This window comes from Pseudarthrobacter chlorophenolicus (genome assembly GCF_000962805.1).
GTDB lineage: Bacteria > Actinomycetota > Actinomycetes > Actinomycetales > Micrococcaceae > Arthrobacter > Arthrobacter chlorophenolicus_A.
This window is the reverse complement of sequence record NZ_JZTW01000001.1, coordinates 704,777-727,692: the sequence shown is the minus strand read 5'-3', so window position 1 is coordinate 727,692 and position 22,916 is coordinate 704,777. Positions and strand designations below refer to the sequence as shown.

The 22,916-nt window shown below is 64.2% G+C and carries 16 protein-coding genes; 5 read left to right on the top strand and 11 right to left on the bottom strand.

Annotation, left to right across the window (positions count from 1 at the left end):
* Positions 1-50: 50 nt before the first annotated feature.
* Positions 51-635, bottom strand: coding sequence for an acyltransferase (locus UC32_RS03320; RefSeq protein WP_082071882.1), 585 nt, complete (start codon positions 633-635; stop codon positions 51-53).
* Positions 636-817: 182 nt separating this feature from the next.
* Here UC32_RS03320 and UC32_RS03315 point away from each other — a divergent pair, with 182 nt between their 5' ends.
* Positions 818-4,891, top strand: a complete 4,074-nt coding sequence (locus tag UC32_RS03315; RefSeq protein WP_045729771.1) for an FtsK/SpoIIIE domain-containing protein — start codon at positions 818-820, stop codon at positions 4,889-4,891.
* On the opposite strand, the gene UC32_RS03310 is transcribed toward UC32_RS03315, so the two are convergent.
* Positions 4,852-5,223, bottom strand: coding sequence for a hypothetical protein (locus tag UC32_RS03310; protein ID WP_139187616.1), 372 nt, complete (start codon positions 5,221-5,223; stop codon positions 4,852-4,854). The genes UC32_RS03315 and UC32_RS03310 overlap by 40 nt on opposite strands.
* Before the next feature lie 348 nt (positions 5,224-5,571).
* On the opposite strand from UC32_RS03310, the gene UC32_RS03305 reads away from it, so the two are divergent.
* A complete protein-coding gene (locus tag UC32_RS03305) occupies positions 5,572-5,820 on the top strand; it encodes a WhiB family transcriptional regulator (RefSeq protein ID WP_015937605.1) in 249 nt (82 codons plus the stop codon).
* A gap of 114 nt (positions 5,821-5,934) precedes the next feature.
* On the opposite strand, the gene UC32_RS03300 is transcribed toward UC32_RS03305, so the two are convergent.
* The 4 genes from UC32_RS03300 to UC32_RS03285 are packed head-to-tail and all read right to left on the bottom strand — an operon-like array spanning position 5,935 to position 14,292.
* Positions 5,935-7,407 carry a sensor histidine kinase gene (locus tag UC32_RS03300; RefSeq protein WP_045729769.1) on the bottom strand — a complete coding sequence of 491 codons (1,473 nt, stop codon included), beginning with the start codon at positions 7,405-7,407 and terminating at the stop codon, positions 5,935-5,937.
* Between the two features lie 28 nt (positions 7,408-7,435).
* Positions 7,436-12,289 (bottom strand): NAD-glutamate dehydrogenase, encoded by a 4,854-nt coding sequence (locus tag UC32_RS03295; protein WP_045729768.1) that lies wholly within the window; start codon positions 12,287-12,289, stop codon positions 7,436-7,438.
* A 57-nt stretch (positions 12,290-12,346) separates the two neighbouring features.
* Positions 12,347-13,654 (bottom strand): AAA family ATPase, encoded by a 1,308-nt coding sequence (locus UC32_RS03290; protein WP_045729767.1) that lies wholly within the window; start codon positions 13,652-13,654, stop codon positions 12,347-12,349.
* Positions 13,651-14,292, bottom strand: a complete 642-nt coding sequence (locus UC32_RS03285) for a hypothetical protein (RefSeq protein ID WP_045729766.1) — start codon at positions 14,290-14,292, stop codon at positions 13,651-13,653. The genes UC32_RS03290 and UC32_RS03285 overlap by 4 nt, the downstream gene beginning before the upstream one ends.
* Before the next feature lie 153 nt (positions 14,293-14,445).
* Between UC32_RS03285 and UC32_RS03280 the strand changes: the two genes are divergently transcribed.
* The gene (locus tag UC32_RS03280) at positions 14,446-14,661 is read left to right on the top strand and encodes a helix-turn-helix domain-containing protein (protein WP_045729765.1); all 216 of its coding nucleotides are present in this window, start codon (positions 14,446-14,448) and stop codon (positions 14,659-14,661) included.
* A gap of 48 nt (positions 14,662-14,709) precedes the next feature.
* On the opposite strand, the gene UC32_RS03275 is transcribed toward UC32_RS03280, so the two are convergent.
* Positions 14,710-15,279: a hypothetical protein gene (locus UC32_RS03275; RefSeq protein WP_045729764.1), complete on the bottom strand. Its 570-nt coding sequence runs from the start codon at positions 15,277-15,279 to the stop codon at positions 14,710-14,712.
* A 141-nt stretch (positions 15,280-15,420) separates the two neighbouring features.
* Between UC32_RS03275 and UC32_RS03270 the strand changes: the two genes are divergently transcribed.
* The gene (locus UC32_RS03270; protein ID WP_045729763.1) at positions 15,421-16,353 is read left to right on the top strand and encodes a LysM peptidoglycan-binding domain-containing protein; all 933 of its coding nucleotides are present in this window, start codon (positions 15,421-15,423) and stop codon (positions 16,351-16,353) included.
* 12 nt (positions 16,354-16,365) lie between these two features.
* Entirely contained in the window at positions 16,366-16,938 is a 573-nt protein-coding gene (locus tag UC32_RS21050; RefSeq protein ID WP_327077612.1) for an Rv3235 family protein, read from the top strand.
* 91 nt (positions 16,939-17,029) lie between these two features.
* Here UC32_RS21050 and secA read toward each other — a convergent pair whose 3' ends face one another.
* From secA to UC32_RS03245, 4 genes are all read right to left on the bottom strand, one after another.
* Positions 17,030-19,780, bottom strand: a complete 2,751-nt coding sequence (gene secA, locus UC32_RS03260) for a preprotein translocase subunit SecA (RefSeq protein WP_045729762.1) — start codon at positions 19,778-19,780, stop codon at positions 17,030-17,032.
* 82 nt (positions 19,781-19,862) lie between these two features.
* The gene (locus tag UC32_RS03255; protein ID WP_045729761.1) at positions 19,863-21,104 is read right to left on the bottom strand and encodes a winged helix-turn-helix domain-containing protein; all 1,242 of its coding nucleotides are present in this window, start codon (positions 21,102-21,104) and stop codon (positions 19,863-19,865) included.
* Between the two features lie 32 nt (positions 21,105-21,136).
* Positions 21,137-21,862, bottom strand: coding sequence for a ribosome hibernation-promoting factor, HPF/YfiA family (gene hpf, locus UC32_RS03250; RefSeq protein WP_015937616.1), 726 nt, complete (start codon positions 21,860-21,862; stop codon positions 21,137-21,139).
* Positions 21,863-22,061: 199 nt separating this feature from the next.
* Positions 22,062-22,910 (bottom strand): ComF family protein, encoded by an 849-nt coding sequence (locus UC32_RS03245; protein WP_045729760.1) that lies wholly within the window; start codon positions 22,908-22,910, stop codon positions 22,062-22,064.
* Between the last annotated feature and the right edge of the window lie 6 nt (positions 22,911-22,916).

Below are 22,916 nucleotides of genomic sequence, written 5' to 3'. Positions count from 1 at the left end.
CGCGGCGCCAGTCGAATCGCCTCCCTTACCCGCCCTGCCAGGGATGCGGTCTAGGCCTCGTGGAGCTCCCCGTCCGTTTCCACATATTTGGCCCCGGTCTGCGGACAGACCCAAAGGGTCCCCTCCTGCTGCAACGGGTGTCCGGCCCGGCCGACCCATCCCACCCGGCGGGCAGGCACCCCGGCTACCAGGGCGAAGTCCGCCACATCCTTGGTGACGACCGCACCCGCAGCAATGGTGGCCCAAGCCCCGATCGTTACGGGCGCAATGCATACGGCCCGCGCTCCAATGGCGGCGCCTTCGCGGACAGTTACCCCAACTTTGTCCCAGTCCTCCTCCGTCTTGAGGCTGCCGTCGGGCGTGACCGCCCGGGGGAAGACATCATTGGTGAGTACAACCGCCGGTCCGATGAAGACGCCCGGGGCAAGGACGGCAGGCTCATAGACAAGGGCGTAGTTCTGCACTTTGCAGTTGTCCCCCAGAACCACTCCCGGACCGATATAGGCCCCGCGTCCAATCACACAGTTACTCCCCAGCCGCGCCGACTCCCGGACCTGGGCCAGGTGCCACACTTTGGAACCGGACCCGATGACGGAATCGGGGGAAACATCGGCACTGGCAGCAATGGTGTTCACAGGTCTCCTTCGTGGCCGCAGGACCGGCGGGGTCCGTGTGCAGCGATCCTAGCCCAGCGAAGGATCCGCATGGCAGTACCTCCGCAGAACAGATCGAAGTTTTCCACATAGCCCCGGTAAGGGCCTGCCCCTTCGGTGCCCAGCCCCTAGCTTGGAACCAATCGTTCAAAGGAATCCACCACATGACACTGCACTGCACGTTGGTACGGGCTGCCGGCCCTGGTTCCGGTGACCCGCCACTGGAGCTGACCATCGAAGCTCCAGCCGGGACCGCCGGGACGGAAATCCACCACCATCTGGCGCGCCAGTTCCACACAGGGGAGGTTACTGTCCATGGCATCCGACTGGACTCCCTCAGCGTTGGCACCGCTCCCCTTGTCGCGGGCGCCGTGCTCGTCGATGCCGGCGTTGCCAGGCCACCGCTCCGGAAGCGGCTGTCCCGGATTGCCGACGAGGCGGAGGCTGGGCTGGCACTGGCTGTCCACAGCGGCTCCGGGGCAGGCACCGTGGTTGCCCTTGCCCGCGGCACCTTCACGATTGGCAGGAGCGGCGCACGAATCTCCATTGACGACGCCGAAATGTCGCGCAAGCACGCGAAACTCACCGTCACGGACACAGGCATCTTCATCGAAGACCTGGACAGCTCCAACGGAACCTGGGTGGATGGCCGGAGAATCCGGAATGCGGCCGTGTCCACAGCATCCGACATCCGGTGCGGATCGTCGGTCATGTCCTTGGTCTTCACAGACTGCCCGCCAGGGTCACTGGCAGATGCCGGCGCTGGTGTTGCGGACCCCATAACCGTTACCGCCGGCACCGATCACGGAAACCGCGCTGTCCTCGTGCTGACCGCAACGCTCCCCCTGGCCATCGGGGTCGGCTTGGCCGTCTTCACGGGCATGTGGATGTTCCTGGCGTTTGCCGGCGCCTCAGCAGTCTCCGTGCTGATCCCCCTTTTTACCGGACGTAAGCAGCGGCGGGAAACCGCCGCAGCAGTCGCCGCGGCTGTCCGGGAGGACAAGGAACGACGACGGCGGGCCGGGCCGTCCCTGGCCACACTCGCCCTGAGTGCGCAGCGCCTTGAATCCCCCGGGAAGGGCGCCGGGGAAGGCAGGATCTGGCTTCGACTCGGACTGGGCATCCAGCCCGCGAATATCAGCGTCCAGCCCGCCGGCGCAGTCCGGGGCCAGCGCTCCGCAGGTGCGCTGCCGCTCCTCCTCACCCCGTCCCGGCCGGAGACGGTATTTCGCGGAGCACGCCCGGCGTTGGACGCCATGATCAGGGCGCTGGTCATGCAACTGGCCGGTTATCCCCGGGGCAATGGAACCAGAGTGATCATCCACGGCCGGCCCGAAGTCCTTCCACTCGTTGCTCGGTTCCTTCCCCGCGTCGTCCTGACGGCAACAGAAGAGACGTGCCGGCGTCATTTGTCGGAGAATCTTTCGGGGGACGGCCCGCACGGAGTCCTCATTCTGGCGGGCCCGTCCGGCTGCCGGGAAACGGACAACACCCTTGCCGCAACCGGAGTCCAGCTCGGATGGCAGGTCCTTAGATTCACCACCCCGGGAGAGCCAGCCAGTAACGCCGACGTGGAACTGTCCGAGCCGGAATCGTCCCTCGCCTGCCCGGAAGCCCACATGAAATTCGTGCCCGACCTGGCTCCCGCAAAGGTCTTTGACGCGTTCTGCCGGAAACTTGCAGCCGGAGGAGATAGCAGGGCGCGTGAAGACTGCGTCCCGGATACGTGCGCCCTGGAGGATGTCATGCCTCTAGCGGCGGCCGCAACAGCTGCGCGGTGGCTGACGGCAGATCAGGCTACGGGGCTGGCAGTTCCGTTGGGACTTAGCGCCGGAGGCGTCAGGTCCTGGGACCTTGACGGCGACGGGCCCCATCTCCTGGTGGCAGGGACCACCGGGTCGGGAAAGTCGGAGCTGCTGCGCACCCTCGTTGTTGCGCTGGCACTAAGCCACCCGCCAGAACTGGTGAACTTCCTTTTCGTTGACTTTAAGGGCGGCTCCGGGTTGGGGCCCTTAGCCGACCTCGTGCACTGTGTTGGGCTGCTGACGGACTTGTCCGCCAGCGAGCTGGACCGGACGCTTGCTTCACTGCGGGCCGAAATCCGGCTCCGCGAAGAGGCACTGGCCGAGGCCAACGTGCCGGATCTGGCGTCCTACCGGTCCACGCCGGATACGGCTGGACCCGTACTCCCCCATTTGGTCATCATCATCGATGAGTTCAGGATGCTCGTGGATGACGCCCCGGAGGTCCTGCGGGAGCTGATGCGCATCGCCGCCATCGGAAGGTCCCTCGGCATCCATCTGGTGATGGCCACGCAGCGGCCGCAGGGAGCATTGACAGCCGATATCAGGGCCAACGTGACCTCAAGCATTGCGCTGCGGGTGCAGTCCGACATGGAATCCCACGACATCATCGGCACCAAGGCTGCGGCAGCCATCGGAGTGGACCGCCCGGGGCGCGCGTTCCTTGCACGCGGAACTGAGCCTGCCCAGGAATTCCAGGCGGCGACACTGAACCTCTCCGGCAGGGAAACCCGGAACGGTGCACTTCATATTCAGCGCACCTTCGATTTCCTGGGGGCAGGCGAAGGGGCTGCACCGGTCCGACAAACGCAGACCCCGGCGCAGGCCGCACGCCCATATATTGAACTGGTCCGCACGCTTTGGGCAGCACGGGGCGGTTCCGTCCCCCGGCGCCCAGTAGCTCCTCCCCTTCCGCAAGACCTCCGCGAACCCGTGGCGGCACCGGCCCGGGAACGCACCCGGCCGGCAAGCGGATTGCAGCCGGATTGGTCCATTGAGCTGGGCGCCTTGGACCTGCCCCATGCCCAATGCGTCCTTCCCCTGATCTGGGAACCGGCCCGGCACGGGCATCTGGCACTCGTTGGCTCTTCCACCTCGGGCGCCGTTGAAGCTTTGGACCTGGCGATCCGTCGCCTGCTGGCACACCCGCGTGAGTCACACTGCTACTTCCTCGATGCCCCTGGCGGGCTGCAGCATGCCGCCCGCCATCAAAGGACGGGTGCCCATGCCGGAATTCACGATCTCCGCCGCGCGGTCCGGGTACTGGAGCGGCTGGCCGGCGAGCTTAGCCGCCGACTCAGCCGCCCTGATCAAGGGGCCACTCCCTTGGTGCTCGTCATCTCCGGGTGGGGATCCTGGGTGTCTGCGTTCAGATCCGGACCGCTTGCGTGGGCGGAGGACCTGGTACAGGATCTGGTCCGGGACGGTCAGCGCGCCGGGATAACTGTCGCCATATCCGGTGAACGGGAACTGGCCACCGCCCGGTTTGGCGGGTCGCTGCCCAACCGGCTGTTCTTTCCCGCAGCCTCGAACGAGGACAGCAGGCTCGCTTGGCCCCGGATGCCTTCCACCGCATCTGTGAAAGGGCGGGCCGTGGCCTTTGGACAAGTCGCCGGAAGCGAACCTGCGGTCTGCCAGATCTACGACCTCGCCACCGCGGACCAGTGGGAACGGAACACAGGCATGGAGCTAAGCGCCAAGCCGGGAACACTGCCCTTCCGGATTGAGTCGTTGCCTTCGCTCGTCTCAGTTACGGACGTCCAGGAGTCTGCGGGCAACCCGGCTTCAAACGTGGCCAGCACCGGTTCCGCCCCACCCGGTCTGTTGATTGGAGTGGGTGGGGATGAGCTCTCCCCGGTCCGCCTGCACGTACCCGCCGGCGGCGTTTTCACGATCCTGGGCCGCCCCGGCGGAGGTAAAACCAACAGCCTGCGGGCGCTGCGGATCCTGAACCCGCAAGCCCGCTGGGTACATCCGCCGGACACTGCGGAGCCGGACAGGTTTTGGACATCGCTGCTGCTGGACCCCGCGTCCCGGACCGCGGCGGGGCGCCGGCTCCTCATCGCCGACGATGCCGACCACCTGTCTGCTGACGCACTGACCGCCTTGGCGGAACTTCAGTCACGGGGCCACACAGTCCTGTTGACGGCAAACTACAATCCCCTGCTGCTGCAGCGTCTCCCCCTTGTCATGGCGTCCAGGGCTCACGGCGCCGGCATGCTGCTCGCGCCGCGCTCAATGGCGGACGGGGACCTCTTCGGCGTTCGCTTCGAAGCGGAGCCCGCTGCTCCGCCGGGCAGGGCAGTGCTGATTTCCGGAGGAGGGTCGTCCGCCCTCCAGGTTGCCTGGGCGCCGCCCGGGGCCGGGGCCGGCAGCAGCGGGGGCGGCAGTGCGGGCTATAAGGCCGGCGGCGCTCCACCGGTCCGGGAGGCGTAGGCGATCACGCTGCCATGGAAAAGGAGCACAAGGGCTGTAACCGCGGGGACAACCATTGCAAGTCCGGCAAGGACCAGTCCGCTGGTCAGGGTGGGGAAACCGATCGTCAGAACAAACAGTTGGGCAACCAGTGCGGCTGCGCGGGTCCACCGGAACCCTCGGTACAGGAAATGGCCGACCGCGTACAGCCACGCCGAAAAGGCGAGCAGAAGCCCGAGGGTAAACACAGCACCCCAGAACGACAGGACCGGACTCCCCGATACCAGCTCGAATGCGTACCATGCAGCTGCCGCCAGGAGTGCCGTCGCCTCGGCCGCAACCACCACGGCGATAAGGACAGCAGCGCGGGGCGGCCTTACCTTCCCCGATGCGGTGGCACCATCCTGGCCAGGGTGGTTTCCGCCGGGTGGAGGCGATGAATCTGCTGGGTTGGAAGGGGGTCTTGACACACTGGCACCCTACCCGACATAGTCGGAGACTGGTGAGGGCCAGCGCCAGCAGTGTGATGTATCGCTCAGCATTCCCGGGATATCAAGCGTTATTACCCCTTGTTTACACAGCGTTAACATGACAGGCTTGATGAAGATGACCAAGGGGGCCCTGCCGGGCCCTTTTCCTTTGTAGCTACTAGTGAATAATTTCACAAAGGGCGATTCCCAGAAATGGAGCAACTAATCAGCATGGATTGGCGTAACCGCGCAGCGTGCCTCGAGAAGGATCCGGAACTCTTCTTTCCTGTAGGGAACACCGGACCGGCCCTCCTGCAGATCGAGGAAGCCAAGAGTGTCTGCCGCCGGTGCCCGGTAGTCGACACCTGCCTCCAGTGGGCACTTGAATCCGGCCAGGACGCCGGCGTTTGGGGCGGCATGAGCGAAGATGAGCGCCGCGCCCTCAAGCGCCGGGCAGCCCGGGCACGCCGCGCTTCATAATCGGCAAACCTTCACGACGTACAGCGGAAAATTTCCGCCACGCAGAAAGAGCCCCGGCGGCGACCGATCAGGTTGCCGCCGGGGCTCTTTCCATTCAATGCCAGCGGCCTCCCGTTACCGGCCCACGAGGCTCAGGCGGATGCGGACCGCTGTGCCGCCGCCCTCGCGGGGCAGCCACTGGATGGTACCGCCAAGCTCGCTGGTTACCAGGGTCCGCACGATCTGGAGCCCAAGACCCTCGACGTGCGGAGTATCCGGTAGCCCCACGCCGTCGTCGGCGATGGTCACGGTGAGCTCTTCGCCGTCGCCGTCCTCGCCCTCCGCACGGTCGGCTATGAGCCACACCGTCCCGGCCCGCCCCTCAAGGCCATGTTCCACGGCATTGGTAACCAATTCGTTGATCACCAGCGCGAGGGGGGTGGCCAGGTCGCTGGGAAGCTCGCCGAAGGTGCCCGAACGTTCTGTCTTCACCTGCTGGGACGGCGAAGCGACCTCCGCGGACAGCCTGAACTGCCGTCCGATCAGCTCATCGAAATCCACGCTCTGGGTCAGGCCTTGGGACAGGGTCTCGTGCACCAGGGCGATCGTCGCAACCCGTCGCATTGCCTGTTCCAGTCCCTGTTTGGCTTCCTCGCTGACCATCCGGCGCGACTGCATCCGGAGCAGGGCAGCAACGGTTTGCAGGTTGTTTTTCACCCGGTGGTGGATCTCGCGGATGGTGGCGTCCTTGGTGACCAGTTCCATTTCCCGCCGCCTGAGCTCTGACACATCGCGGCACAGCACCAAAGCACCGAAACGTTGCTGTTCGTCGCGAAGGGGGATTGCCCGAAGGGAGAGGCTGACGCCGCGGGACTCGATTTCACTGCGCCACGGCATCCGGCCGGTGACCACCAGGGGCAACGTTTCATCGACCATCCGCCGGTCCTTAAGGAGGCTGGCAGTCACCTCGGCCAGGGAGCGACCCTCCAGCGATTCACCATCACCCAGCCGCCGGAAGGCTGAAACACCGTTGGGGCTGGCGTACTGAACCACACCGTCGGCATCAAGCCTTATCAACCCGTCCCCTACCCGCGGGGCGCCCCGGCGGGATCCAGTGGGTGAGGCGAAGTCGGGCCATAGCCCGAGCGTCCCCATCCTCAACAGGTCGTAGGCGCACTGACGGTACGTCAGCTCAAGGCGGGACGGCATCCGGGAGCTGGACAGGTCCATGTGCGTAGTGACAACGGCCAGGGTCCGACCGTTCCGCACCATGGGAACAGCCTCGACACGCAGGGCCATGTCGCTGCTCCAGTTGGTCTCGCTGGAGCGCTCGATGGCCCTGCTGTTCCAGGCCTTGTCCACCAAGGGGCGAAGGTCGGACCGGATGCCTTCGCCGACGAAGTCCCCATGGAACACGGTGTGCGTCGTGGACGGCCGCACGTGCGCCAGTGCCACGTACCCGTACTCGGGATGCGGGAACCACAGTGCGAGGTCGGCGAAGGCCAGGTCCGCAACCATCTGCCAGTCCCCCACCAGCAGGTGAAGCCATTCAGCATCACCCGGGCCGAAATCGGCGTGTTCCCTGATGGGGTCGGTAAAGATTGCCACTGCACCTCCAGTTGCGACGCCTGATTGATCAGCGCCGGACGATAGACCTCAAGAGCCTCAATGCTACCGACAGCGACGCCATATCGTCGGTTTCGAGTGCGTTGACCTCATCAAACATGCTCTTCGCACGGCCCAGCTGTTCGGCGTTCCGCGCCTCCCACTCTGTGAGCCGCGCCTCCGGCGAGTCGCCCGCGGCCGTGGCGTCCAGCACCGCCGTCGTGATGTCCGACACCGTGGAATACAGGTCATCGCGAAGTGCGGCCCTTGCCAGTGCCTGCCAGCGGTCCTGCCGGGGAAGGCTGCTGATCCGCTCAAGGAGGGAATCAGCGTGGAAACGGTTGAACACCGTGTAATACGCGGCGGCGATGTCCTCGACCGGTTCTTTCCGCAAGCGGGCGATCTTGGCGATGTCGAGCAGCACGAAGCTTTCAAACAATTCAGCCCAGCGCAGGGCAAGGCTATCCGGAAGTTCCCACTCCCTTGCGTTCTCGAGCCAGCTTCCCACCCGTTCCCGGTCATCGCCGCGCAGGTAGTCGAGCACGCGGGCACGCAGGGGATCCATGAGTGGCTTGAACTCAGCCACTACTTCATCGATGGGCTGGGAGACGGTTCCCTGCGTGAGGAGCCACCGCACCGCGCGGTCAAGCAACCTGCGGATGTCCAGGTGCACCGTGCTCCAGTGCTCCGTGGGGAACGACGCGGGCAGGCCGTTGAGCTCCCGGACCATCACGTCCAGCTCGTAGATCTCCCGCAGCGCGACGAAGGCCTTGGCGACGGCCACTTCGCTGGCAGACGTTTCTTCCATGACGCGGAAAGCAAAAGTGATGCCGCCCATGTTGATCATGTCGTTGGCCACCACCGTGGCGATGATTTCACGGCGCAGCGGATGGGAGTCGAGTTCAGCGTCGAAACGTTCACGCAACTGCGTCGGGAAGTAATCGCGGAGGGTTTGCCGGAACCACGGATCGTCCGCGAGGTCGCTTTCCCGCAGGGCCGTCGCCAGTTCGATCTTCGCGTAAGCGGCGAGGACGGAGAGCTCAGGCGACGTCAAGCCCTGGCCCTGCTGGAGCCGTTCGCGCAGGGTGTCCGTCGTGGGCAGGGCCTCGAGGTCGCGCTTCAGGTCCGCCGATATTTCCAGCCAGTCCATGAGGCGTTCGTAGCTGGGGCTCCACTCCGCAACCCGTGTGCGGTCGTTCAACAGCAGGATGTTCTGGTCAATGTTGTCTTCCAGGACGAGGCGTGCCACTTCGTCGGTCATCGAAGCAAGGAATTCGGCACGTTCGGACGCGTCCAGCTTTCCAGCAGCAACCATCCGGTCAACGAAGATCTTAATGTTGACTTCGTGGTCGGAGCAGTCCACGCCTGCGGAGTTGTCGATGGCATCGGTGTTCAGGATGACACCCTGAAGTGCGGCCTCGATTCGTCCGCGCTGTGTCATGCCCAGGTTGCCGCCTTCGCCGACCACCTTGACGCGGAGGTCCCTGCCATCAACCCTGATCGAGTCATTGGCCTTGTCCCCCACCGAAGCGTTGGACTCGCTGCTGGCCTTCACGTACGTGCCGATTCCGCCGTTGTAGAGAAGGTCTGCGGGCGCCAGCAGGATGGCCCTGAGGAGTTCGGGCGGGCTGAGCTCCGTCGTGTGGGCGGGCAGTCCAAGGGCGTCGCGAACCTGGGGCGACACCGGAATGGACTTGGCCTGACGGGCGAAGACACCGCCGCCTTCGCTGATGAGGGACTTGTCGTAGTCGTCCCATGACGACCGGGGCAGTTCGAACAGGCGCCGGCGTTCGGTGAACGACTGCTCCTCATCCGGCGTGGGATCCAGGAAGATATGCCGGTGATCGAAGGCAGCGAGCAGCCGGATGTGCCGGGACAGCAGCATGCCGTTGCCAAACACGTCGCCGGACATATCGCCCACGCCCACCACGGTGAACGGTTGGGTCTGGGTATCCAGGTCCAGCTCGCTGAAGTGCCTTTTCACGGATTCCCACGCACCGCGGGCGGTAATGCCCATCGCCTTGTGGTCGTAGCCGACGGAGCCGCCCGAAGCGAAAGCGTCTCCCAACCAGAATCCGTACTCAGCGGCCAGGCCGTTGGCAATGTCCGAGAACGTCGCGGTTCCCTTGTCCGCTGCGACCACCAGGTAGGAGTCGTCGTCGTCATGCCTGACAACGTCCGACGGCGGCACCAACTTTTCGTCCGCGCCTTCAGTAACGAGATTGTCAGTGAGGTCCAGCAGGCCCCGAATGAAGGTCTTGTAGCTTTCGACGCCTTCGGCCATCCATGCCGCCCTGTCGACGGACGGATCCGGCAACTGCTTTGCAAAGAAGCCGCCCTTGGCCCCGGTTGGAACGATGACGGCGTTCTTTACCGTCTGGGCCTTCACCAGGCCGAGCACCTCGGTGCGGAAGTCCTCCCGGCGGTCCGACCAGCGCAAGCCGCCGCGGGCAACCTTGCCGAATCGCAGGTGAACTCCCTCGACGCGCGGAGAGTAGACCCAGATCTCGAACATGGGACGCGGGAAGGGCAAGCCGTCGATCCGCGCCGGATCGAGCTTGAAGCTCAGGTGCCGCTTGTCCTGGTAAAAGTTCGTCCGAAGAGTGGCCTCGATGAGGTTCACGAACGTCCGCAGGACGCGGTCCGCGTCAAGCGTCGCAACTTTTTCGATGGACGCTGACAGCTCTTCGCGTACGGATTCCTGTGCTGCCTGGCGTGCCTCGTCGTCCAGGGACGGGTCGAACCGGGCAGCGAAAAGGGCACTGAGTCCCCTGGTCACATCGGGGTTGGCGAGGAGGGTATCTGCCATGAACCCGAACGAATTGGTGTTGCCCATCTGGCGCATGTAGCGGGCGTAGGCGCGCAGGACGGTGATCTGGCGCCAGTGCAGTCCCTCCCGAAGGACCAGCCGGTCGAAAGCGTCGGACTCTGCCGCACCTGTCACAGCGGCGCTGAAGGAGTCCGCCAGGAAACCTCCGGTTGCCACGGGGTCAACGCCGGCCGGGTACTTCAGCCCGAGGTCGTAGAGGAAGAAATCGCGGCGGTCCGCGGTTTCGATTTCGAAGGGCCGTTCATCAAGCACCTCGAGCCCCAGGTTGTGGAAGAAGGGAAGGATCTGGCTCAGGCTCTTGGGCTCGAGCATGTACAGCTTGACCCGCGCATCTTCCTCAAGCGTGGCGCCGGCCCCCTCGGGGAGGTAGACGTGGACGCCAGGGCGTTCCTGCCGTGCCCCTTCGGTACGCTCGGCCGCTGCTCCGTACTTCTCGAAGCGTGCGATGTCGTCAAGGGCATCTTCCACTTCGTAGTCCACCCGGTAACTCGCCGGGAACGCTTCAGCCCAGATTGCCGCGAGCTCCTTGGCCTCCGCCGCGTCCCCGCCGTCGCGAAGCACCTCGGCGATGCCCTCGCTCCAGGACCTCGCCGCCCGGACCAGCCGCTTTTCGAGCTCTCCGCTGTCTACATGACTGACGTCTGCATCCTTCGGCAGGCGGATCCTGAAGAAGAGCCGGGCCAAAGCCGATTCGGTCATTCTGGCTTCATAGTCGATGGAAACGGCTTGAAAGGTCTCGCGGAGTTCCTGCTCGATCCGAAGCCTGACATTAGTGGTGTAGCGGTCCCTGGGCAGGTAGACGACAGCCGACATGAAGCGGCCGTAGATGTCAGGCCGGAGGAAGAGCCGGGTCCGGCGGCGCTCCTGGAGTTTCTGGATTCCGACCGCCGTGGCGGCGAGGTCGGGGACTTCGATTTGGAACAGCTCGTCACGGGGGTAGGTCTCCAGGATGCCGAGCAGGTCCTTTCCGGAGTGCGAGTCCGGCGGGAAACCCGCATTGCGGAGGACGGCGTCGACCTTTTCGCGGACGATGGGGACGTCACGCACCGAGCCAGTATACGCGCTGGTGGCAAACAGCCCGATGAAGCGCCGTTCACCATTGACGTTGCCGGCGGCGTCGAAACTCTTGACGCCGATGTAGTCCAGGTAGGCGGACCGGTGGACGGTGGAACGGGAGTTGGCCTTCGTGATGACAAGGGCGCGCTTTTCCCGCGCCTTTTTGCGTCCAGTATCGGTCAGGTGCTGGATGTGGGGGGAATCTGCCGCGGCCCGGAGCAGGCCAAGGCCGCTGTCCTCCCGCAATTCCAGGACGTCCTCCCCGTCCACGTTAATCAGGACGTACTCCCGGTATCCAAGGAAGGTGAAGTTGCCGTCGTCGAGCCAGCGCAGGAGGTCCTGCGCCTGACGCAGTTCTGCAATCTGGGCAGGGTTGGCTACCTGGTCAAGGCTTTCTGCAATCTGAAGGGCCTTTTGGCGCATCTTCGGCCAGTCTTCGACGGCGGCACGCACGTCCTTAAGCACTCGCTGCAATCCTTCAAGCAGCGATGCTTTGGCTTCGTCGGAGATGCGGCTGATCTCGACGGCGATCCAGGATTCCATATGGGAGGCATTTTCGCCGGTGGCAATCAGGTGGGACAGGCTCGGCATTGCAGCAGTGTCACCGCTGGAAATCCCGATGTGCGACGGAACCCTGTTGACCTTGACCAGGTGCCCGGATTCCCTGTTGCGCATGGCGACGAACATGGGGTGGATGACGAGCTTGATGGCCGCATGCTGGCGGACCAGTTCAGCGTTGACTGAATCAACCAGGAAAGGCATGTCGTCCGTAACAACGAACACGACGCTGCTGTCTTCCTCATCGGCAATGGCCACCTTTGCCTGCCCCGGAAGCCGCTCCGAGGCAACCTCGCGGTGATGGTCCGCCCGCTGCGCCAACAGTTCCCGCGGATAGCTGCGCGCGTCCTCCTCGGCGAGATGCTGGTAGTAGTCACCCATGAAGCCTTCAAAGCCTTCAACGGAAAGGGCCTGATCCTCCACGCTGGATCCAGACGACATCAACAAACGCCTCCATCACACGATATGCGCTGCACCCTTGCAGCTCTTATGGCGAGCCTAGTCCTTTGCCCTGCGGCCTGCTGTGGAAGAAAATACAGAGGATTTTGACATTTGCTGGACGGGTGCACAAACGAGTTCCCGGATTGAGCGGCGAAGGGGTGAATCCGGCGACGATTCAAGCAGCAGCGATCCGGCGAGCAGGGCGGCATCCGCGGCAGCGATGTCGTACGGCAGGAACGCCTGCAGCTTGGATGCCGGACCGTAACGCTCCCAGGCATCCCGCAGTTGCCGTTCGGGGCCCCTGCCAACGGAGGATGACCGCACTTTGTTCATCACCACCGTGGGAACGGCTTGAGGGACAGCGTTCTCCAGTTCAACAAGACCCTTGACCAAGCGCGGCACGCCCACGGGATCAGCAGCCCCGACAGCGAAGACGGTATCGGCAAGCTCCAACGCACACAGCGTTGCGCCGTTTCGCCGTGGCGCCATGGTGTCAAAGCTCAATTCTTCATCCGCTTCAAGGCAGAAACCGGTGTCCACCACCACAACGTCGGCTATCTGCCGCGACCGTTCCAGGACGATCGCCAGGGCCGGCGCCCTGAGCTCCGTCCATCGATCTGCCCGCGTAATGCCGGTCAGTACCTTGAAGGTTCCAGCCGTGGTTGCAACGGGGGCGGCGAGCCTGCGGAGGGCGTCTGCATCCAGTGCGCCCTGGTCCGCAAGCCGGCAGGCCTGGGCCAATGCAGCCGATTCGTCGAGCAGGCCCAGTACAGCGGCGACGCTCGCCCCGTAGCTGTCAGCGTCGATGAGGAGGACCTGCTCGCCGTCGGCCGCCAGTTCAGCTGCCATGTTGGCGGCAAGGGTGGTCCGGCCGGGCGAGCCGGCTGGTCCCCATACTGCGATAACTCGCCCTTCCCCGGGGCGGCCTGCTTCGGGGTCAGGCTCCGCAGTCATGGGATGCAGGGCTGCCCCAGTGTCCGCAAGGGAGCTCGTAGCAACCGTACGGCCCGGCGCCCCTGTCAGCTGCTCCACGGCGTCGGCGATCCGGTCCGAAAGCTCCGCGGACTGCACGCCTTTCAGGGCGGACGCTACACCGATCTTGCGGAGCCGCACTGCTTCTTCGGCACTGTCGGTAAGGGCGATAATGGCCACGCCAACGGCCCCCAGCCGGTCTACCAGCGAAGCCGTGAGGCCTTCGGACCCGTCCGCCACGACGGCCGCCCTGGCCAGCCCGCTTTGGCACGCTGCCAGCAGTTCGGGCAGTTCGGCGCATCTCCTCACCACCGTGACAGGCCCGTGCAAGCGTTCGAGCCCGCCCACCAGGTCCTCCCGGCTTTGCCCTACAGTGACCACAGGTATGCTCATTTGGCGCCACCGGGGTTCCACACCACGGAGATCCGGGCGTCGTTGGCCTGGGCGCCAAGGATGGCCGGCATGCGGCTGTCCTCCACCAGCACCATCAGCACTGTGTTTTTGGCAGATCCGAGTGTTGTTGAACCTGCTGTTACCTCGGCAATTTCGGCACCCGGCAGCAGGAGCTTGGGTTCACTGAATCCGTTCTTGGCGTCCGGCTGGGCAACCCAGACATCCACGCGGGCACCCGCGATAACCTGCGCAGGCAGGGTTCCGTCCACCGTGATGGCCACTGGCTTGCGGTCGATGTCGTCCACTTCCCCGAGGCTGGCACGGGGGACCAGTTGGTCTTTTCCGATGCGTTGCACGGCAACCGTGCCCTGGGGTAACCCTGATTCGGCGGTGATGTAATGCTGCTCCGCATCGCCGAGCCGCACCTTGGCGCGGACCACGTTCTGCTCCGTCAGCGCTTCGCCCACCGCTATCCCGTCACGGGCCGCGTAAACCTCCGTGGTTTGGTCTGCACTTCCCACCAGGAATACAACTCCCGCCACTGATGCCAACACCAGGAGGATCCCCACCAGCAGGCGCGGATCTTTCCACGACGGGCGCTTCAGGCGTGCTGATGCGGCTGATGTTTCTGGAACCATGCCGTTTCTCCCCCTAGACATGCCGGCGGGCCGTTCCGTGGCCGGACACCTCATTGTTGCGGGACGGAGGCCGGAACAAAAGTCAAAGTCCCAAATATGGCGGAACTGTGGATAACGCAGGCGCGGGCCCCGTTCGGATGGCAAAATGGAGGCATGCCCAGGTTCCTCACGCTCGCGGATGTAGCCGAGCAGCTCCAGATCAACTCTCCAGCCGCGTATGCACTTGTACGGAGCGGAGAATTGAAGGCAATCCAGGTCGGTGGCCGCGGGCAATGGCGCGTGGAAGAAAAGATGCTCGAACAGTACATCGAGGAACGCTACGCAGAAGCGAGCCGGATGATTCAGGAGTCCAAGTCGAAGTCGGTCTGAGCGGGCACGCGGTTCGTCACCGGTGGCCGCGCCCGGTCCGGGTGCTGGCTACAACTCCCCCTGCTTCCTTGACCTGATGGCCGCAAGCGCGGCGAACGGCACGGTTGATACTTCTCCCACATGCCGGCTCCTCCGGGCTTCACCGGGAGTTATCATCGCTACGTCCACATAGTCCTTGCCCACGCGGTCGATCACGCCGTCCAGCCGTGTGACGCCCGTACTGCCACCGAGACTGATGGTGAGCTCAGCCCTGTCCCTGGCGAGGGCCCGGAGCGAATGCGCCAAGCCAAGGGCGCGCCGCACGGCTGACGGTTCGGTTCGGGCAAATCTTCCCGTGCCCACGTAGCGGGCAACCGCCCGGTAGGGAATGAGGACCTGGTACCGGTCATCGTCGATAACCAGCGCCTCGGCACCCGCATGGGCAAGGCGGCCATGGAACGATTCTCCGCCCAGGAGGTGGACCCCGAGGGTGCACCCCAGTGCTCCGCGAAGCCGGTCGGACAATTCGATAGCCGCCAGTTCAGCCCGGGTCCTCTCGCCAATCTCAGCTTCCATTGAAAGCCGGTCCGATTCCGCCAGTTGGCTTTCCAGGTCGTTGAACAGTGCATCCCAGCGCATTCGGCCACAGTAAGTCCGACCGGGCAGGCCGTCAATTCCTCCAACTTTCTCTCTCCACCGTATGGACATATAGCCGCCGTGGGGAGCAAACTGGTTCAACCGACATTAAAGTGCATCAAACTGCATCAAAAGGATGAATCAATGTTGAAGTGCGACTCCCACGGAATCAGGACCGACGCCCTCACGGCCATGGCTTTGTTGGTCCTGGGAGCTGTGCTCGTCTCCACTGGGTTTGGTCTTGTCCTGCAGTGGCAGGAGGCATCGGCCAGGCACCAAAGCACGTCCGCCGAGGACATTCTGGGAGCCGTAGCACTAATTTCGGGCTCGATACTGATTACCTGGTGGTTTCTGTCCCTCCTGGCCGCCGCAGTGGGCGTGCTCTTGGAGCGACGAGGCAACGACCGTGCAGCTTCGCTGACGCGCAGGCTTTCGCCCGCATTTATGAGGCGTTTGGTGGTCGCGGCGGTCTCACTGCAACTCGTGTCGGGTGCAGCGGCCAACGCCGAAACCCTCGATCCGGGTCCGCAGTGGGCGCCCACGCAGGAATACGCCTCAGCTCTGAAGGCAACACCTCAATCGCCGGCCGCTTCCACAGGCGGCGCCATGGGGGACCCCTCCACGCCGGCTACGGCCCCGGGTGCAGGCTATCCGGAACAGGCCCTGACGCCCGGCCTGATGCCGACATCGACGGCACCGGAAGAACTTACGCAAGCAACGCCCGAAACTGCCCCAACGACTGTGGACGCAAGCTCCGGCGCCGCGAGCTTCTCCCAGCTGCAGCCCCGATGGCAGCCCCGGACCACCCCGTTGGTGGACCCAGCGGTGCTGGCTCCGCCTGCCACGCGCCAAGAAGCCACAATGGGCGGGGATTCAGGTCATACAACAGGAACCGTGGCAGTTCTCGCCGGCGACACCCTGTGGGACATTGTGCGGAGCCAGTTGGGCAGCAACGCTTCCGATATTGACGTCGCCCAGGAGTGGCCGCGCTGGTACGAAGCCAACAAGGCTGTCATCGGCCAGAACCCGGATGTCCTGCTCCCGGGCCAAGTCCTGCAGCCACCCTCACCGTCCTAAGCATCCGCAACCATGCCGGTCGAGTGCCGGCGCCGCACGCACCAAAAGGGGAAAGCAATGCCAGCAGTAACGCCGATCCGCGTCCTCCGGCGAAGAACAGAAAGCAATGCTGAAAAAGGCTTCACCCCTGGCACAGCCAGCCAGGCGTCGCTGCGACAGGGACAGTTGCGGGCTCTGGAACAGGGCCGATCGACCCCGCGGCCCGGAGAGCCAGTACGTCTCCGGGCCGCGGATGAGGAAGCTGAAGTCCGGGCCCTCACGCGGGGAACAGTGCAGGCTGCCATGGAAGTGCTGGCCGGGATCCGGCCCGTCCACCAACTGGCACGCAGGCTTGACCCCCGATGCCTCGCTGCCCTCCAGCACCGCGCCGCACTGATTCGGCGGGAGATCACCAGGACCGGAAATCCTGCGCTGGGCCGCCTGCACCGGAATTCCGTTGTCCGGTCAGTAAGGATCTGCGAAGTGGCGGAAGGCACCTATGAAGCAAGTGCCGTGGTGGTCGATGACGTACGTGCACGGGCCGTGGCAATCCGCCTGGAGCGCAGCAAGCAGGTGTGGCGGGTCACTGAACTCGTTATCGGCTGACCACCCGGACCAAGAAAGGGCAGGGCCCGGGATGCTTTGTCCCGCTGGCCCTGCCCTTTGCCTTAGAAGCCGTCGTCCCTCGGATGCTGCCTTAGCGCCGCTTCTTTTTGGCAGGACGCTTGGCGGCTTCCCTTGCCGCATCCTGCTCCGCCGCCTTGGCGGGGTTGCCTGAGCGTCCCGTGGAGCGGGTTTCCACCCGGGTCTGGGTGCCACCGCCTTCGCTGGGTGCCGTGTACTGCAACTGAGCAGGCTTTTCGGGCGCTTCCAGACCGGCAGCCCGGACCTGCGGTTCAACGTGCTCGGTGTGTCCGCCGGAGGCGTCCTCCACCACCACGTCCTGGGCCGGAGTCACTTCGACTTCCAGGTTGAACAAGAACCCGACGCTTTCCTCCCGGATGGCTTCCATCATGCTTTGGAACAGTGTGAAACCCTCGCGCTGGTACTCTACCAGGGGATCGCGCTGGGCCATGGCACGCAGCCCGATGCCCTCCTTGAGGTAATCCATCTCGTAGAGGTGTTCCTGCCATTTGCGTCCGATGACTGACAGCACGACGCGGCGTTCCAGTTCGCGCATGCTCTCGGAGCCGATGCTTTCCTCCCGTGCCTGGTAGACAAGCCGGGCATCCGAAAGCAGCTCTTCCTTCAGGAACTCCACCGTCAGCCGGGACTTTCCACCGGCTTCTTCAATGATGTCGTCCGCGCTCACGCTCACCGGGTACAGCGTCTTGAGATTAGTCCACAGCTGGTGGAAGTCCCAGTCGTCGCCGTTGCCTTCGGCGGTGGCGTCGTCGATGAGGGCCATGATGGTGTCCTCGACAAAGAACTGCACCTTTTCATGCAGGTCATCCCCCTCGAGGATGCGGCGACGGTCGCTGTAGATCGCTTCACGCTGGCGGTTCAGGACGTCGTCATACTTCAGGACGTTCTTCCGCTGCTCAGCGTTGCGCCCCTCCACCTGGCCCTGGGCCGAGGCGATGGCGCGGGATACGAGTTTGGATTCCAGGGCCACGTCGTCGGGAACGGAGCTGTTCATAAGGCGTTCAGCGGCGCCGGAGTTGAACAGCCGCATGAGGTCGTCGGTCAGGGAAAGGTAGAACCGGGACTCGCCCGGGTCGCCCTGGCGTCCGGAACGGCCGCGGAGCTGGTTGTCGATACGCCGCGACTCGTGGCGTTCGGTGCCGAGGACATACAGTCCACCAAGGTTCAGGACCTCTTCATGCTCATCTTTGACGGCCTGCTTAGCCGCTTCAAGTGCAGCCGGCCACGCGGACTCGTACTCCTCGGAGTTTTCCTCCGGGTCGAGGCCGCGCTTGGCCAGTTCGGCGACCGCCGTAAATTCGGCATTGCCGCCCAGCATGATGTCGGTACCTCGGCCGGCCATGTTGGTGGCCACCGTGACGGCGGCTTTACGGCCGGCCTGGGCAACGATCGCGGCCTCCCGTGCATGGTTCTTGGCATTCAGGACTTCGTGGCGGATGCCGTCCTTGGCGAGCAGCCGGGAAAGATATTCGCTCTTCTCGACGCTGGTGGTACCCACCAGGACGGGCTGGCCCTTCTCATGGCGTTCGGCAATATCGCGGACGACGGCGTCGAACTTCACTGTCTCGTTCTTGAACACGAGGTCGGACTGATCGATGCGCTGCATGTCGCGGTTGGTGGGGATGGCCACGACGCCGAGCTTGTAGGTGCTCATGAACTCGGCGGCTTCGGTCTCAGCGGTGCCGGTCATGCCGGAGAGCTTGCCGTACATGCGGAAGTAGTTCTGCAGGGTGACGGTGGCCAGGGTCTGGTTCTCCGCCTTGATCTCGACACCCTCCTTGGCCTCGATCGCCTGGTGCATGCCTTCGTTGTACCGGCGGCCGGCAAGGATACGGCCGGTATGCTCATCAACGATGAGGACCTCGCCGTCCATGATGACGTAGTCTTTGTCCCGCTTGAACAGTTCCTTGGCCTTGATGGCATTGTTAAGGAAGCCGATCAGCGGCGTATTGGCGGACTCGTACAGGTTCGAGATGCCGAGGTAATCCTCGACCTTTTCGATGCCGCCCTCAAGGACACCGACGGTGCGCTTCTTCTCATCGACTTCGTAGTCCTTTTCGGGCTGCAGCCGCAGAACGACCTTGGCAAATTCGCTGTACCAGCGGTTCGTGTCGCCCTGGGCAGGCCCCGAGATGATGAGCGGGGTACGGGCTTCATCAATGAGGATGGAGTCAACTTCATCGACGATGGCGAAGTTGTGTCCACGCTGGACCAGTTCGTTCCGGTCCCAGGCCATGTTGTCGCGCAGGTAGTCGAAACCGAATTCGTTGTTGGTTCCGTAGGTGATATCCGCTGCGTACTGTTCGCGACGCACGGCAGGGTCCTGGTTCGCGAGGATGCATCCGCTGGTCAGCCCGAGGAAGCGGTAGACGCGGCCCATGAGGTCGGACTGGTATTCGGCGAGGTAGTCGTTCACGGTGACGACGTGGACACCCTTGCCGGTGAGGGCATTCAGGTAGGCAGGAGCGGTTGCTACCAGGGTCTTGCCTTCACCGGTTTTCATTTCAGCAATGTTGCCCAGGTGGAGGGCGGCGCCACCCATCAGCTGGACGTCGAAGTGCCGCATTCCCAAGGTGCGCGAGGACGCTTCACGAACAGCGGCGAAGGCTTCAGGGAGGAGGTTGTCGAGCTTTTCGCCGTCCCGGTGGCGTTCGCGGAGCCGGTCCGTTTCCTCACGGAGCTCGGCATCGGTAAAGGTCTTGAACGAGTCTTCGAGGGCATTGATGGAGTCGGCATAGTTCCGCAGTTGCCGAAGTGTTTTCTTGTCACCCGTGCGGAGAAGTTTTTCGATAAGTGATGCCACGTGAAGATGCTCCCAGTCTCATGCCGCCGAATTCTGGCGTTTTTAGTCTACGGGAGAGACAACCTGCCGGTGCCAGTTTCCCTCAGAGCGGATCGGAGTCGGCGGTGCCGTTGGCCCGCGCAAGGTCCGGCGCGAGGTCACCCGACGGCCAAACCTCCACGGAATGAAGCCCCAGCCATTCAGCCATAAGGCGCAGTTCCGCGGCAAGTTCGACGGCGGTGTCCGGCGGGGCGGCCGGCTCGGCGAAGGCGGCCCGGGCCAGCAGTTTTCCGCCCGCGCGGTCGGCCTTCAGATCCACTCGGGCTACGATGCCGTCCCGGAGGAGGAAGGGAAGGACATAATAGCCGTGCCGCCGCTTGTGTTCGGGAGTGTAAATCTCAATCCGGTAGTGGAAGCCGAAGAGTTCTTCAAGCCGGCGACGCTCGAACACCAGGGAATCAAAGGGGCTGAGCAGGGCACGGCCTGTGGCCCTCCGCGGCAGGACAGCATCTGCATGGCGGTAGAGATCGCGGTTCCATCCCGTGACTCTCACCGGTTCCAGGGCACCCTGGTCGACCAGGCGCTCCACAGACTGCGCAGTCGCCTTGACGGGTGTCCGGAAGTAATCGGCGAAACACCGGACAGTTCCGATGCCGTGAGCGCGGGCGGCAGCGTCCGTTAGCCGGTCCAGCGCCGCGGCCCGGTCTTTGGGCTCGGTGGAGTCCTCCCCCGGGCCCATTCCGGCTTGCGGGAGAATCCTCGCCGTGAGCGTGTATTTCCGCTCGAATTGCTCTGTCCGTGCAGCTGCGGAGACGAGCCCCGCTTCAAAAAGGTGTTCGAGGACCCTTTTGACGGCGTTCCAGTTCCAGCCCCAGTTGCCTGTTTGCCGTTCTTCCACGTGGCCAATCCGGGCGGTCAGTTCAGATGCAGTCAGCGGACGGCTTCCGGCAAGTGTTGCCAGGATCAGTTCCGATATCGCGGCCCGCTGGTCCGGGTCCATGCTCCCGGCACCAACCCACGCGCGCTTCTGCCAGAGCAGGAGGTCCGCATGGTGTTCCGGCCGGATGTAGCTGGCCTCGTGGGCCCAATATTCGACCATACGGCGCGGGTGGACCCCGGACATCCTGTGCAGAATGCTCCTGTCATAGTTCCCGAGGCGCGAATAGAAGGGAAGGAAATGGCTCCGCGCGAGGACATTCACGGAATCGATCTGGACCAGCTGCAAGCGGGCAAAGGTGCGGCCCACCGTCCGCAAAGTTACGGGTCCGGTGGGCCGTCCTTTGTCGAGCCCCTGTGCTGCCAGAGCGATCCGCCGGGCCTGGTTAAGGCTCAGCGAAGCCGGCACGCCAGTCCTTTCTGTTGATTGCTGCCGGCACCCTAAGCGGTTGCCGCAGCATCATCCGAGCGGTAGGCCAGAATCTTTTCTTCCACCACGGTGTCTCCGGGTTCGCACTCGTGGTCCAGCGTGATTACACCGTAGGTCCAGCCGCGCCGCCTGTACACGACGGACGGGGTATTGGTGGCTTTGTCGACGAACAGATAGAAGTCGTGCCCCACGAGTTCCATGTTGTCCACTGCGTCGTCGAGTGTCAGCGACGCTGCCGGGAAGACCTTCCGGCGGATCAGGACGGGGGAATCGCCCGCCGGAATATCATTGTCCACGTCGTAGGGAGACCTGTCGGCGGATGACGCGCTGGCCTCGCTCCGGTGGCTGGCCTCCATGTAAAGGGGCTCGTGCGCACTGGCCGGTTCGAGGGACGCGGTTGCTTCCCTCACAGCCTTGGGCGTGTGGCGTCCGTGATGGACCTTCTTCCGGTCCTTGGCCCGGCGCAGGCGTTCAAGCAGCTTGTTGTACGCAAGATCGAAGGCGGCGAACTTGTCTGCAGCGCTGGCTTCGGCGCGGATCACCGGTCCGCGGCCCAGGACTGTCACCTCAACGGTCAACTGGTCGCCTGTTTGCCGGGCATTGGTCTCTTTGGAAACCTTGGCATCGACCCGCTGGACTTTGTCCCCCAACGACTCGATCTTTGAGATCTTCTCCCCGGCATATTCGCGGAACCGGTCTGACACTGTCAGATTTCGTCCGCTGATCATAAACTCCATGGTGCCCTCCAAATGACTTCGGTGACACGACGGCGGCGCTTCCCTGGGCCGATCTGCCTGACAGTCGAGCCCCTCTCCGAGCCGCCATCGAAAGGTACATTCTGTCTTGGTACCCACCACCGACGTTAGTTCATCGTCATCCGTTATTCATCCTTTCCCGGTTTATTTTTTTCTAAGTCGCTGTAGTTTCGCTACTGGCTTAGGATGGGCCGTCCGGGCTTCCTGAGACTGGCGGACGCGTTGCGGCGAGGACCACCGCTCCTGCCACCCTGGCCCCGTCGCGGTGCAGTGCACGCGCGGCTTCGGACAGCGTGGAACCGGTGGTGAGGACGTCGTCGACGATGATGCAGCGGCTCCCGGCCACCGTGCCGCGGGCGCGCCGCCGCACCGTCATGGAGCCCCGGACGCGCCTTGCCCGGTCGCCCCTGCCGAGGCCTTTCTGGCCACCCGCAGGCAGGATACCTCCGGGGTTGGCCTTACCGAGGACGTCCCGCATGACAGCGCCGGGAAGCTGCCGGACTGCTTCGGCGAGGAGCAGGTGCACAGGGCTGAATCCCCTTGCCAGATAGGCGGCTGAGCTCGTGGGAACCGGAACCAGGACAAACGGCTGGCGGTCTCCCGTTGCCGTCCGCACCGCATCTGCGAGCGCCCTGCCCAGGCACTTCCGGAGCCGGTGCTGGCCGTGGCGCTTGAAGGACAGCAAAGCCTGCGCGAGTTCTTCCCTGTAAACGCCTGCCGCAACCACCGGCAGCAGGATCCTCCCGTCCACACCTGTCAGCGCGGGTGCGGCAGCTTCGGCACGGAAGGGTTGCGCGGTGAGCCGGCGCAGCTGCCGGGAGCAGTGCGGGCAGAGCTGGTGGTCCTCAGCGCCGCAGCCCACACAGTCAGCAGGGATGGCCAGGGCCAAAAGGTCGGCCGCGGCTCCGCCCACCTGGTCAGCAAACCGCAGTAGGGCGCTTTGATGTTCTGATCGGTGCCTGGCCGCAGGTTGGGACGGGAGGAGGTCAGGGTCCGCCCGGCCACTGCCGGGAGTTGATTCGATGCCCACGGCTCA

Bases quoted from the DNA above. Each gene is read 5' to 3' on its own strand.
- UC32_RS03275 (WP_045729764.1), bottom strand. From the start codon at position 15,279: ATGCGCTGGGATGCACTGTTCAACGACCTGGAAAGCCAACTGGCGGAA.
- UC32_RS03270 (WP_045729763.1), top strand. From the start codon at position 15,421: ATGTTGAAGTGCGACTCCCACGGAATCAGGACCGACGCCCTCACGGCC.
- UC32_RS03305 (WP_015937605.1), top strand. From the start codon at position 5,572: ATGGATTGGCGTAACCGCGCAGCGTGCCTCGAGAAGGATCCGGAACTC.
- UC32_RS03315 (WP_045729771.1), top strand. From the start codon at position 818: ATGACACTGCACTGCACGTTGGTACGGGCTGCCGGCCCTGGTTCCGGT.
- UC32_RS03280 (WP_045729765.1), top strand. From the start codon at position 14,446: ATGCCCAGGTTCCTCACGCTCGCGGATGTAGCCGAGCAGCTCCAGATC.
- UC32_RS03290 (WP_045729767.1), bottom strand. From the start codon at position 13,654: ATGAGCATACCTGTGGTCACTGTAGGGCAAAGCCGGGAGGACCTGGTG.
- UC32_RS03295 (WP_045729768.1), bottom strand. From the start codon at position 12,289: ATGTCGTCTGGATCCAGCGTGGAGGATCAGGCCCTTTCCGTTGAAGGC.
- UC32_RS21050 (WP_327077612.1), top strand. From the start codon at position 16,366: ATGCCGGTCGAGTGCCGGCGCCGCACGCACCAAAAGGGGAAAGCAATG.
- UC32_RS03285 (WP_045729766.1), bottom strand. From the start codon at position 14,292: ATGGTTCCAGAAACATCAGCCGCATCAGCACGCCTGAAGCGCCCGTCG.
- hpf (WP_015937616.1), bottom strand. From the start codon at position 21,862: ATGGAGTTTATGATCAGCGGACGAAATCTGACAGTGTCAGACCGGTTC.